The following is a 12,171-nucleotide window of genomic DNA, read 5'->3' as shown; positions in this document are numbered from 1 at the left end:
CGACGTGGGACGACGCATCGACTACTACAACGACCCCGAGGCACCCAAGGCCAACAGTGTCGTCCCGTCGGCGAACGTAGTCGTGGTCAACGACGACGGCGCGATCCTGCTGATCCGCCGTTCGGACAACGACAACTGGGCACTGCCCGGCGGTGGGATGGATCTCGGCGAGTCGCTGCCGGACACGGCCGTACGGGAAACGGCCGAAGAGACCGGGATCGACGTAGAGGTGACCGGCCTGGTCGGCATCTACACCGACCCGAACCACGTCATCCTCTACACCAGCAACAACGAGGCCCGGCAGGAGTTCTCGGTGGTGTTCACCGCCCGGCCCGTCGGCGGAACACCGACGCCGAGCGACGAATCGACCGAGGTCCGCTGGGTGCCGCCGGCCGAGATCAGCGCGCTGCCGATGGACCGCTCGATGCGCATGCGGATCGACCGGTTCCTCACCTCACCGCTCGACATTCACCTTGGATAGCGACGGGCTCAGCGCCTTCGCGGACGTCTTCTCCGCCGTCGGTACGGTCGGCGCCTTCGGCCTCGGATTCCTGCTCCTGCGCCGAGAGCACCGGCGCGAGGCCGACCGCGCCGAAGACGAACGCCGCTCGCAGGCCGAACGGATCAGCGCCTGGGTCGAGCTGACCCACAGCCTCGAAGGCCGCCGCGAGCTGGCCTTTCACATCCACAACGCGAGCGCGATGCCGATCTACGAGGTCGAGTTGCCCCTCCCCGCGCGCGACGGCGAAGAATCCCGATCAGAGTTCGTCGGCCTCGTTCCGCCGGGCCGCACAGTCCAGCGACCCGCGCCGGGAGAGTGGCTTCGGACGTACGTCGAGCCTGAGCCCGTACAGATCGAATTCCTGGACAGCGCCGGCCGCCGCTGGAGCCGCGACGAGCAGGGAGCCCTTTCCCGTACGGACTGACGTCAGCCCTCGGCGAGCGCCGCCTTAATCCTCTGCACGGACCCGATGATCAGCGGGCCTGCTTCGCTGATCGACCCGGCCACGAGGTGATCCGGCCCGTAGCGGTCCAAGATCTCCGCGAGGCGCTGCTCCACGTCAATGGGCTCGCCGTCCGGGGTGGTTGTCATGTCGGCGTACGTGATGGCGTCCGACAACATGCCCCCGACCGGCGGAAACTCGTCCGCAAGCTGGTCTCCGAGCCCGCGGTTCCTGCCCTCGATGAACGCGCACGAGTGGTGAGCCACCAGCCGGCAAACCAGATCATCAGCGCGGGCGACATCCCGCAGGTAGCGAGCCCCGTCGAGTTGGTGCATGCCGGTCACGACAAGGTCCGGCGAATACCCCACGTCGTGAAGCCAAGAGGCGGCGACCAGGGCCGGGCCGTCGTCACCGACCAGCGCCGCGACCGACTCAGCCTTACGCCCGACGCCCTGGCTGTGGAACCAGCGGCGAGGGAGCGGCACGGCCAGCAACTGACGTGCAAGCTCACGAGCGCCCTCGACTTGATCCACATAGGCAGCCTAATGCCGGGCTAGTCACCTGTCGCCATAGTCAACCCGCAAGGCGTCGGCAAGCCGGTCGGCGACCGCCGGTAGGACGTCTCCAAGCCGTACGACGGGACTTCCCCGGTGGCCCATGGCGTCGCTCAGCGCCGGGAACTCCTGGCCGACGTCGAACCCCGCATTCTCCAGCGCCTGCGCCAGCCGATCCGCCGAGGATCTTGCTACTTCTGCGTCGCTACCCATGACGTCCCGTCCGTTCTCTCGGTTCCGCCAAGTGTTCACGCCAAGTGACAGACGCTGAACCACGCGTCGGGACGTCTAGGGACTTCTTGGCTACTATGGGGTCTCGCCCAGGGATGGGAGCGGACGCGTGAACCACTTGCTCGCCCGAGCACTGAGTGGAGCCAGGCTCGACATCGTCGACGTAGCCGCCCAACTTCGCGTCGACCCCAAGACCGTGCAGCGCTGGATCAGCAGCGGCCGAATCCCGTACCCCCGGCACCGCGACGCGCTGGTCAGCCTCACGGGATGGTCGGCATACGACCTGTGGCCGACCCTGCCTCGCCCGGTTGAGCCCCTTGCCGCCACCGACGAGATCCGGATCGTCTACCCCCACCGATCGGCCGTGCCGTCCGACTCATGGTCACGCCTGCTGAGCCAGGCCAAGCGAGAGATCGACATCCTGGTCTACAGCGCAAGCTTCCTGGCCGACGACGTCGCAGTGCTCAATCTGCTGCGACAGAAGGCCCAGGCCGGCGTACGGGTACGCATAGCTCTCGGCGATCCAGACGGCGAACACATCGCCAGCCGTGGGGCCGAGGAACGTATCGGCGTCGGCATGGGCGCCCGCATCCGTACCGCACTCGTCAGCCTCCAGCCGCTCGCCGAGGAGCCCAGCATCGAGCTACGCCTGCACGACACCGTGCTCTACAACTCGACCTACCGGGCCGACGACGAAATGCTCATCAACTCCCACATCTACGGCCGGCCTGCCGCCCAGGCACCCGTCATGCATCTCAAGCGCACCGAAGCCGAAGGCATGGTCTCAACTCACATGACCTCGTTCGAGCGCGTCTGGGCCACGGCAAAGGCGTCAAAGCTGACAGCACCGCCAGCGATGTAGACGCCCGCTACTCCCGCCCGCCGGCGGGGCAGAACGCCGTACCTGTTGAACACGGCGAGCGCCGCGTACCGAGCACGGCAAGGCTCAGGCTCCGAACATCCGAGACACAGCCCTCCCGGCGAGACGACGAGATGGTCGTAGAGCGAGGCCTCCGCCCGCGCCAAGACGTCCTGGCGGCTCTCGGGCACGCAGCGCGCCTCCATCTGAACTCGATGGCCAGCATCGGAACTCGCGTTGGACAGATCAGGCCCAAAGCCAGTTCCCGTCCGGACGTCATGGCCGGTCATCCGACTCCCTCCGTTCGTCCTCGTCTTGCCGCTCACCCAAGGGGCCGACTTCGGCTTCAGATGCGCCCGGTTCGGGCCGCTGGAGATTCGGTCGGTTGGCGCCAACCCAGGCACCAACGTCAGCTGCGAGCCAGACCCATCCGGACGCCAACTCGGCGACAGGCGCCGGAAAGCCGTCCAGGTGCGTAATCTGATGAACGCGCTGCCGGCTGACACCCAACAGCGCCCTGATCTCGTAGTTGCCCATGAAGCGGCGTGCCTCCGAATCCAGGCACCCCACCTCGGCCACTTCCTCATACATCCGCAGTCCTCGGCAGTCGGTGACATCCCAGCCGCCCGGAGCGAGTCACGGACGGCCGGGCCTTACGTCACCGGTGCCCCAAGACCCACATCCCTAGAAACCGGCTATCGAGGACCCTGCCGCGTCAGCACGTCCAGGCAGACTGCGTCTCTTTGGACGTCCTGAGACTTCTGGTCGTACCCGAGGGACAAGCCGCTGATTCGTCGATTGCTACGCGTTCGAGAGCTGGCTCCCTGACCGATCTGTACCACCAAATCGGGAATGAATCAATACAGACACGCATCCGCCGATGCGACGAGTTTTGCCATCGCTACGGCACGTCAGCAACCCAGAGGTCTGACTTTCCGTCCAGTACCGCGTCACCAGCCCTTGCAAGTGCCGCCCGACGGTAGGCTCGCTTAGCTGAGCTTGGAAGAGTGGGACATGGAAGCATACGAAGAGCTGAAGAAGTCCGCGCGAGGACACAAGAGCGACTACCGACTGGACCCTCGACCCCTTGCGCCCCGAAGCCAAGCGGAAGTTGTCGGCGCCACACACAAGCCCACCGGACTCCGCGTCGCCTTTAAGCGCCTCTTCAACTTCTCTGTAGACAGTGTTGCCAGGATGCGACGAGAGATCGAGTTCGGGAAGCTTCTCGATGAGTGTCCATTTGTCACGCCAATCTTTGACTCTAGCCAAGCCTTTGATTGGTTCGTCATGCCGATCGCTGACGGAAACGCCGACGAGTGGAAGCAGCCATGGGCGGCAGAAGGCGAGCTGGCGAACCTGCTAGCCGCAACGTGCAATGCACTGGAGTCTGCACATCGACGTGGCTGGATACACCGTGATGTTAAGCCTACCAATATTCTCCGGATCGCGGACCAATGGACTTTGGCTGACTGGGGACTAAATAGAAGGCCACGCGGGCAGACCACCGATCCCCATCGGACTCGCGTCGGGGCAGAGTACGGTACACCAGGTTTCGCCGCTCCGGAACTCAGTGATGACGCACACGAGGCAATGCCTGCCGCCGACATCTACAGCGTAGGGCAGCTGATCGGGTGGGCCCTTACGGGAAAATGGCCCAAGCCGAACCTTCCTTTGCTGCCCGATAATACTGGATGGCGAGAAGTTGTAACACTCGCGACAGCAGCGAACTCCGACGATCGGCCCCAGACAGTCGGCGAGTTTCGGAGCATCGTAAGTAGCAAAACGGGCACAAAACTAACAGTGTGCCCTACCTGTGTCTTCGGTGGGAGTCAAAATGCGTGACCTCATTGGTGACCGCTACTTACTGTTAGGCCAGGGAGCACCCGAGCCTGGCGGCATGTCCTTTGTTAGGAAAGCCATCGACCGGGAAAACGGCAGCCAGGTCGCAGTGAAGTTCGTGAAACATCCGGACGACCATCTGACCGAATTAGTGTTCGAACGAGAGATGGTCGGACTTAGGTCGCTGCGACACGCAAACATCATCCGACTGCAGGATCACGGACAAGAGGATGGCGTCTTCTACTTGGTGCTGGACTGGATCGATCGTTCGCTCCACGATGTTCTTGAGTCGCACGGACCTTATGAGTGGAATGAATTTGCCGAAACGGTCGCGGCGCCACTACTCTCGGCCCTAAGTTACGCCCATCTAAAACGTATCGAGCATAGAGACATCAAACCCCGAAACGTTCTAATCCGGGAAGACGGCACCCCGCTGCTGGCCGACTTCGGCATTGCCAAGATGCGGGACATCTTTAACCCAACCGACAACACCGTCGCACACCTGCATTCAGTTCCATATGCTCCTCCAGAACCTGACGAGGGAATTCCTTGGGTGCGAGACGTGTATTCGATGGGCGTATTGCTGATACAAGCACTTCACGAGGAGCCAATCAAAAAATTCCATGAGATTCGGTCGGCGCTCGATCGAATCGATGTTCGACCAGATGTGCGAAGGCTTCTTGAGCGCTGCATCGACCTAAACCCCGCCGAACGCCCGGCCAACGGGTCAATCTTGCTTCAGGAATTCGACGAGGCCGTCTCACGCGAGAAGGGCGCAAGATCCGCGCGTCAAAATATTGCATGGCTAGAACTGACCAGGGCCGCGGAGCGTCACATCATGGAAGAAGGCGATCACGATGCTCCAATATCCGCTCCACAGACTCTCCTCCAAGAACTTGGCAAGGATTGCTACGCGGAATTCGGGAGGAAGCAAGACGGAAGCGGCGGGCTCGACCGCGGAACATTAGTAGTTGTATCAGAATCACGCAAACTCGTACTTAAGCCAGCAATGCCATCGGGCTGCCTTAAAGTGATTTCAGCCCATGCCGAAAGCTACGAATCTCTGGAACGAGTCCGCCGGCGGGCGATGCCTCTTGGGCGGCTCGTGAGCTGGTCGACTACGCGTCCCCGCGAGGCGGCTACTGCAATAGCAGCCACAGAGGTAATTGTGGATGCTATCGATAGATTCCGCGATGCCAACATTGACGCTGCCGAGGCAAAGAACGACGACTTCCAATTGTTCGAAGGCTGGCTTCGAACCCTAGATGCTCGTGAACAATTGGCCCGAGGCACACGCAATAAGCTCGCCTATTCAACTTGTAGGATCAGCGGAAAGCAGGCGGTCTTCGCGCTTGTAGACGAGCCCGATACTGACCTCCTGGGAGAACAGTTCGACGTAGCTGGAAATAATAATCGCACCGTCGTTCGAGGCGAAGTAGTGCGATATCGCGACGGCGAACTAACGCTCAGGCTCACACGCGCAGCCGCAACTTCGAACGTGAAATCGCCTGGTGAACTGACCCCCTTCCTTGGACCAACCCAAATTGCCCTTCAGCGCCAAATCGATGCAGTGACAGCGGTGATGAACGGGGCTGGCGCGAGGCCGGACCTCTCTTCGCTGATCAGCGATCCCGGATCAGCTTCTTCCCCAGCTACGGTCGAAATCGAAAACTGGACGCGCGAGCTTGATGACAGCAAGAAACAGGCAGTCTCTGCGGCACTTGGAGCTTCGGATATTGTCTTGGTCCAAGGGCCGCCCGGTTCCGGAAAGACGGACTTTATCGTCGAAGCCGTGGCGCAGTTTCTATCGAAAAGGCCCAGCGGTCGTGTGCTCATTGTAAGCCAGACTCACGTCGCCGTCGACAATGCGCTCAGCCGGCTTGATAAGGCTGGCATCCAGGGGCTGGTCAGACTAGGACTTCCCGATGACCCGCGAGTCGATTCGTCGGTAAAGCATTTGCTACTCGATCAACGCATGGATCGATGGGCTAATACGATCAAAAAACGGGCTGAGTCGCACCTTCAGCGGCGCGCCAGCGCCGTTGGCCTGCCAGCCAATCACCTACAGGCGTCACTTGCGTTACAGCGATATGTTCGCGCCTGTGATGAGTTCGTCGCTTTGGCGGAAGAAGTTGACGCGACGCTCGGGCGAGAAGAAAAGGCTTCCGATGCAGCCACAGGCCTGGGCGTGGTAGACGATGCAAGCACAATGCAACATCGGCTCGATCGTCTGGCCGATCAAAAAGAGGAACTACTCGCTGAGGCCCGGACAAGCTTGGCTGAGGAATTTAACATCGAGCCTGAAACCTCGCCAGAAGATGCCCTAGCGTTGATCGACATACTGATGGGAAACGAGGGTCCGGGGAAAGAACTCTTAGGATTTCTCGAACTTCAAGCCGAGTGGCTCCAGCGGGTCTCTTCCGATCGGAACATGGCTGATGTCTTCCTTCGAACATCGCGGGTCATCGCAGGAACATGCCTAGGCTTCATCAGTCATCGTGCCGTCCGTGACCTGTCGATCGACGTATGCATTCTCGACGAAGCTTCAAAAGCCACAGCGACCGAAGCACTCGTTCCGATCGCAAGAGCAGATCGTTCAATTCTCGTCGGTGACACGAGCCAGCTTCCGCCGCTCGACGAGGAACTCTTGCGCTCGTCGTCGACGCTTGACGAGTACGGCCTCGACCGAGAGTTTGTAAGTGAAACACTATTTCAACGTCTTGCCGACAATCTGCCCGACCATTCAAAATTCTTGTTGTCCGAGCAATATCGAATGATTCGGCCAATCGGCGACCTTATTTCCTCCTGTTTCTACGAGGGGAAACTTCGTTCTCCGAGAGAAATTGGATTGTCCGGCTACGAAATACTCGGCAAACCGGTAATTTGGATAAACACTGAAACACTTTCAACGCGTAGGTTCGAGGACGCTCCATCAGGTGTAGATACGAGCTATGCCAATCGCGAGGAAGTCAAAGTCACCATCGGCCGCTTAATGGCACTGGACGGCGCGGTAGATAAAGGCCTCTTAACACCTCCAAGCAGCGATCGTAGAATTGAAGTCCTCCTCATTGCGCCTTACCGGCGTCAAGTTGAAGAATTATCACGCCGACTCGCGGGTGCATCCATACATAATCTTGAGATTCACGTTCAGTCGGTCGACGCGGTGCAGGGTCGAGAATGCGACATTGCGATATTCTCTGTTACCCGCAGCAACCACGAGGGACGCCTCGGATTCCTGGGACCTGACTATTGGCGCAGAATAAACGTGGCTCTCTCACGCGCAAAATTCGGTCTGACCATTGTAGGCGATCTCGGGTTCTGTCGTCGATCACCCGGCGCACTTCGAGATGTTGCCAACTACATGATGCAGCATCCACAAGATTGCGAAATAAGGAACGCCGGCCATGCTATATAGCGATAGCGATATCTTCGCACTTTTGGGAAACGAAAGGCCGGGCCGTGAGCTCATCGCTATCGAAGACGCCGCACTCCCAGTCACCATAGTTCGCACTACTGTGCTCGCCCAAGAGCGCAAAGAGGTTCCTCTGCTCGACGAGTATGTTCTGCGCCTAATTCGAGGCGGCGTGGAAGACGGAGCAGAACTCGCGGCTTTCCTCGGACTTGAGGTACCTATTGTCGAAGGCGCTCTTGCAGAGCAGGCGAGATGGGGGAACCTTGTACTTCCCGACGGCCACCGATCTCTCGGATTAACGCCACTTGGCGAACGCGTAGTTCAGGACCTCGAATCAGTTGTACCGGTTCAGAAAGATGTCCCTGTAGCGTTCGATCGCCTTACTTGGTCGGTGGCAAACTACCGCCGTTCCGATTTGATCCAAGCAAAGGATGCCAGGTCGGCCGGAATGTATATGCTTCCAGCATCGAGTAAGGCGCGAATCTCGATGCCCGACGTTCCACCGCAGCAAATTGCCGGACTAGTTGAATCTGGCAGTATCGACATCCGGCGCTCCTTTGAGGTTCTGGCCGTTAAGAAGGTTACGCCGAGCGCACATCTCTACCTCCCAGTTAAAATGTTGATCTACGGCGACTCAGCTCGGGGAGAGACGGATATTGCCGTATCTATCGACGGAATTCTCAGCCCTGAACACGAAAATAGGATCGCAAACCGGGGCGGCGCCTTATCGCTTGGCGTGCGGGTTGGCGAGCCAGCAGCGCCCCCCGCAATTCCCGGAGAATTCGAGTCGGTCAAGATTAAGCTAGAAGACGTGTTTGAACTGCGCACCGACGACTCTTCCAGGCGCACTCCGAAAGGCGACAGGGGCAGTCGGCATCGGTCAGGCACTAACGCAAGGACTACGCTAGAGGAATGCGTGGCGAGAGATATTGCACCTGGCGAACAACCTGACCTGCTCAATCACGCCCTAGAGTGTGCGAGCGAGCGAATTATGATCCGCTCCAGCGGCTTAAGGGCCGGCGTGTTTAACTCCACTATCGCGAATTGGCTCGACAACCGCCTCCGCAAAGGCGTGAAAGTGCACATTGGCTATACACAAAAAGATGGCGATTTCATAGTTGACGACTCGGCTGTCTCGCGACTGAACAGCCTTTCTTCGCGCTTTCCGAATCTTATCGTCGGCGAATTTCATGACGACTCTCCGAACGTGTTGCTATTTGACAACACTGTGGTTTTCTCAACCTCCGGCTGGCTGTCATACAAGGGAATTAGGACCGGCCCATATCGCCGAGAAGCTGGGGTACTAGTTCGAAGCAAAGAGTTGTCTGATGAAATTTTCGATCGGAACTCCTCATCGTTCCCAGATCGTTCACAGGAAGTGTGACCTCCTCCCGGGGGAGGGGGGGAACGTGTGCCGTATGGCTACCCGTAGTCGAGACCGTCTTGGAGTGGTGACAGTTGCGCCGAAGCTCGGGCCGCATCGGTAGATTCTACCGCACGAACCACGTCGTAGAAGGCCATGTGAAAGGTCGGCGGACCGGCCACGCTACGGTGCTTTATCTTTCCCCGCTAGCGGCGCCGTGCGCCTTGATTGTTCGGCGCTCTCGATCGTCGAGGTCAGTTTTGATTGGCGGAGTAGGCGTCGCGGCATGCAACCCTGCCCACCGACTTGGACCATTCCAATGGCGTTTCTTGCGGTCGATCGCGTTGTCGTCGACACCGATTAGTAACTCGTCCTTGAGTGCCCGGTTCCACATCCAGTGCCGACGTAACGGGCAGCTATGCAACGCGATGATCGCGGCCCTCTCTTCCGCACGTGCGTGCCGGTTCAGACGATGATCGATACAACCCGACGAACTATATCCCCAACTCTCTAGCCGCGATGGCTGTGTGCCTACCCCGAGTGTTGGTCTCCGGACACGCAAACCCCTACGGGGTCACTGCTGATCTTTCTTGATCGATCTTGCGGTGATCATCCGGGTCTTTCTTCTGGTGGTCTTTGGCGCCACCGTCTTTCGCGGCGACGCCGCGGTTGCGCGGTATTCGGCGGTCATGCCGAGAGTGCTGATCTGGTCTACACCGAAGATTCCAGGAATGGCGATAGCCGCCTTCTCGGGCAGGGCTCCGAGCAGTGTTACGCCGGTTCGGGTGTTGGATAACGTCAGATCCCGCGCGCGGAGATAATCGGCCAGAGCAGTCGTATCCCACAGCGTTTGTCCGCCGCCGGTGAGGTTGTCGAGCTCGGCGGCGGCCATGTTCAGCAGGGTGTCCTCGCGGGCGTAGAACGGCAGCACCGAGTCGGTAGCCCGGCGTCCGCGCTGGGCGTGCCGGCATCGGTAGGCGGCCCGGCCGGACACCCACGCCCCTTCGGCCCGCCGCCCGCAGGATCCGCAGATGACCAGCCCGGTCAGCAGGTATCGGCGCTCTCCCCCGTCGCGCGGGCCGGCGACCGCCGACACCTTCTGGGCCGCGACGAACATCGCCTCGCTGATCAGCGCCGGATGCGCGAGGCCGCGGGAGATCACCACGTCGCTGCGGTCGTTGGGCCCACGCGTAGGCGGGCCGCCGGGACTGGACTCGTGATGGGTAATGCGTTGCCGCCGAACACCTGCCGCCCGGTGTACCGCGGGTTAGCCAGGATCGTGTCAACCGCCCGGCGGCTCCAGGCCGGACCCGCCCGGTGGGCGTTACGGTCCGGATCGCTCGCCCCAGGGCTCGGGATGCCGCGCTCGGTCAGCAGGACGGCGATCTGCTGGGCGCTGAAGCCTCTCAACCGTTGGGTGAAGATCCAGCTGACATGGCCAGCGGTGGCCGGGTCGGGGTCGAGGCGTTTGAGCCGCCGACCCCACTGGGCGTGTTTGCGATTAGGGTGCGGTCCGCCGTCCACGAGCCGGTAGCCATACGGTGGGCGGCCGCCCAGGAAACGGCCCTCGTCGCGGGCCAGCACCCTCATAGCGGTCAGGGTCCGGTACCGGGCGCGTTGGACTTCGCGGCGGGCGTCGTGGCCGAGCATCAGGATCAGGGCCTGGTGCACAGCGTTACCGGCATCGAGTGGACCGTCGAGCTCGGGCAGCCACAACGCGACCCGGTGCCGGTCCAGGATCGGCAGGATGTCCTGCAGCTGGCCGCCGCTGAACGCCCGGTCGGCGCCGCCGATGATGATCGCGTCGAAATCGCGGCCAGGGTCAGCGACGGCCACCAGCAGGGCACGGGCTTGCGGCCTGTCGGGCCACGGGACGCTGCGGGAGCAGCCGATGTCGAAGAAGCCCCGCACGATGCTGCCGGCATCACCGATGGTGTCGGTAGCGACCTCGTGCTGCCAGCGGCGCAAGACGGCGGGTTCTTGCCGATCGGCGGTAGAGACCCGCCCGTAGAACGCGAACCGCAGACTGCCCCGAACCGGAGGTGGAATCTTGTGGCCCCGTTCACGGGGCGATGGATGGTGCAGCCATGCGGCCAGCGTACTGGTGTCGGATGCGAACACTGTGGAGTTTTCTGCCTTCCGCCCGCCCTGGTGACGGGCCACCCTATCCGGGTGCTGGTCTCGTCGGGAGGCGGGGCGGGTTCGAGGTACTGCGGTGTGCTCAGCGGGTCACTGCGACGATGTCCGGTTGCACGGAGACTGAGCTGGCGTCGCAGACGGCGATCAGGTGGTGCCGGCGGAGGTGATCGGCGATGGCGGCGGGCCCCGACGAGGCGATGCGCGGGCCATTCGGCACCGAGAGCCGCATCCTCTACGTCGACAACGACCCGCTGGTGCTGGTGCACGCCCGGGCCCTGCTGACCAGTTCGCCCGAGGGCCGCACCGACTACGTCAACGCCGACCTGAACGATCCGCAGGCGATCCTGCGCCGGCCCGCCCTGCGGGAGGCCCTCGACCTCGGTGAGCCGGTCGCCCTGGTGCTGCTGGCGGTGCTGCACTTCATCACCGACCGCACCCGGGCGGCCGAGTTCGTCCACGAGCTGATGGCCGCCCTACCCCCGGGCAGTTACCTGCTCGCGTCCCACGCGACCCAGGACTTCGAGACGCCGGAGGCGATCGCGACCTACCGGACGATGCTCGATCAGGGGCGCTCCGACGTGTGGCCGGCGACCCGCGCCGACATGGCGGCGGTGTTCGACGGATTCACGCTGATCGAGCCCGGCATCGTGCCGGCCGGCGAGTGGCGGCCGGCCGAGGGCACCGAGATTCCCGACCCGAAGTCGGTCGGCCTCTATGCCGGGGTGGCCCGCAAGGACTGACCGCACGATCCGCGGCCCCGATCTCCATCGGAGGTCGTAAGGCCGAGTTCCGGCCTGCGACGGATGTGCCGGACCACGGGTGGACGGAAG

Annotated in this window: 11 protein-coding genes; 7 read left to right on the top strand and 4 right to left on the bottom strand. The window is 61.7% G+C overall.

Going from position 1 to position 12,171, the window contains the following annotated elements; genetic code table 11:
• The first annotated feature begins 4 nt into the window (after positions 1-4).
• On the top strand, positions 5-481 hold the full coding sequence (locus tag ACIA5C_RS20370; protein ID WP_396056782.1) for an NUDIX hydrolase: 477 nt from the start codon (positions 5-7) through the stop codon (positions 479-481).
• Entirely contained in the window at positions 474-926 is a 453-nt protein-coding gene (locus ACIA5C_RS20365) for a hypothetical protein (RefSeq protein ID WP_396056780.1), read from the top strand. Before ACIA5C_RS20370 ends, ACIA5C_RS20365 begins: the two co-directional genes overlap by 8 nt.
• Positions 927-928: 2 nt before the next feature.
• Here the strand turns inward: ACIA5C_RS20365 and ACIA5C_RS20360 are convergent, their stop codons facing one another.
• Positions 929-1,477, bottom strand: coding sequence for an HD domain-containing protein (locus tag ACIA5C_RS20360; protein ID WP_396056778.1), 549 nt, complete (start codon positions 1,475-1,477; stop codon positions 929-931).
• Positions 1,478-1,838: 361 nt separating this feature from the next.
• Between ACIA5C_RS20360 and ACIA5C_RS20355 the strand changes: the two genes are divergently transcribed.
• Positions 1,839-2,591: a helix-turn-helix domain-containing protein gene (locus ACIA5C_RS20355; protein WP_396056776.1), complete on the top strand. Its 753-nt coding sequence runs from the start codon at positions 1,839-1,841 to the stop codon at positions 2,589-2,591.
• Positions 2,592-2,864: 273 nt separating this feature from the next.
• Here the strand turns inward: ACIA5C_RS20355 and ACIA5C_RS20350 are convergent, their stop codons facing one another.
• The gene (locus ACIA5C_RS20350; RefSeq protein ID WP_396056774.1) at positions 2,865-3,179 is read right to left on the bottom strand and encodes a helix-turn-helix transcriptional regulator; all 315 of its coding nucleotides are present in this window, start codon (positions 3,177-3,179) and stop codon (positions 2,865-2,867) included.
• A gap of 423 nt (positions 3,180-3,602) precedes the next feature.
• On the opposite strand from ACIA5C_RS20350, the gene ACIA5C_RS20345 reads away from it, so the two are divergent.
• Genes ACIA5C_RS20345 through ACIA5C_RS20335 form a run of 3 tightly spaced genes read left to right on the top strand, consistent with a single transcriptional unit; the run spans position 3,603 to position 9,223 of the window.
• Complete coding sequence (locus ACIA5C_RS20345) at positions 3,603-4,430, top strand: hypothetical protein (protein ID WP_396056772.1); 828 nt, start codon at positions 3,603-3,605, stop codon at positions 4,428-4,430.
• Positions 4,423-7,842, top strand: coding sequence for an AAA domain-containing protein (locus ACIA5C_RS20340; RefSeq protein WP_396056770.1), 3,420 nt, complete (start codon positions 4,423-4,425; stop codon positions 7,840-7,842). Before ACIA5C_RS20345 ends, ACIA5C_RS20340 begins: the two co-directional genes overlap by 8 nt.
• Positions 7,832-9,223: a hypothetical protein gene (locus ACIA5C_RS20335; protein ID WP_396056768.1), complete on the top strand. Its 1,392-nt coding sequence runs from the start codon at positions 7,832-7,834 to the stop codon at positions 9,221-9,223. The genes ACIA5C_RS20340 and ACIA5C_RS20335 overlap by 11 nt, the downstream gene beginning before the upstream one ends.
• A gap of 553 nt (positions 9,224-9,776) precedes the next feature.
• Here ACIA5C_RS20335 and ACIA5C_RS20330 read toward each other — a convergent pair.
• Both ACIA5C_RS20330 and ACIA5C_RS20325 read right to left on the bottom strand, forming a co-directional pair.
• Positions 9,777-10,367, bottom strand: a complete 591-nt coding sequence (locus ACIA5C_RS20330; protein WP_396056766.1) for a zinc ribbon domain-containing protein — start codon at positions 10,365-10,367, stop codon at positions 9,777-9,779.
• Positions 10,361-11,170 carry a recombinase family protein gene (locus tag ACIA5C_RS20325; RefSeq protein WP_396056764.1) on the bottom strand — a complete coding sequence of 270 codons (810 nt, stop codon included), beginning with the start codon at positions 11,168-11,170 and terminating at the stop codon, positions 10,361-10,363. The genes ACIA5C_RS20330 and ACIA5C_RS20325 overlap by 7 nt, the downstream gene beginning before the upstream one ends.
• A 344-nt stretch (positions 11,171-11,514) precedes the next feature.
• Between ACIA5C_RS20325 and ACIA5C_RS20320 the strand changes: the two genes are divergently transcribed.
• Complete coding sequence (locus tag ACIA5C_RS20320) at positions 11,515-12,081, top strand: SAM-dependent methyltransferase (protein ID WP_396056762.1); 567 nt, start codon at positions 11,515-11,517, stop codon at positions 12,079-12,081.
• Positions 12,082-12,171: the final 90 nt, after the last annotated feature.

It is taken from the genome of Actinoplanes sp. NPDC051343 (assembly GCF_044455125.1).
Classification (GTDB): Bacteria; Actinomycetota; Actinomycetes; order Mycobacteriales; family Micromonosporaceae; genus Actinoplanes.
The sequence above is the reverse complement of the archived record's forward strand: the minus strand, read 5'-3'. Positions and strand labels throughout refer to the sequence as shown.

Coding starts and splice junctions, on each gene's coding strand:
- ACIA5C_RS20350 (WP_396056774.1), bottom strand. CDS start 3,179: ATGTATGAGGAAGTGGCCGAGGTGGGGTGCCTGGATTCGGAGGCACGC.
- ACIA5C_RS20345 (WP_396056772.1), top strand. CDS start 3,603: ATGGAAGCATACGAAGAGCTGAAGAAGTCCGCGCGAGGACACAAGAGC.
- ACIA5C_RS20340 (WP_396056770.1), top strand. CDS start 4,423: ATGCGTGACCTCATTGGTGACCGCTACTTACTGTTAGGCCAGGGAGCA.
- ACIA5C_RS20335 (WP_396056768.1), top strand. CDS start 7,832: ATGCTATATAGCGATAGCGATATCTTCGCACTTTTGGGAAACGAAAGG.
- ACIA5C_RS20320 (WP_396056762.1), top strand. CDS start 11,515: ATGGCGGCGGGCCCCGACGAGGCGATGCGCGGGCCATTCGGCACCGAG.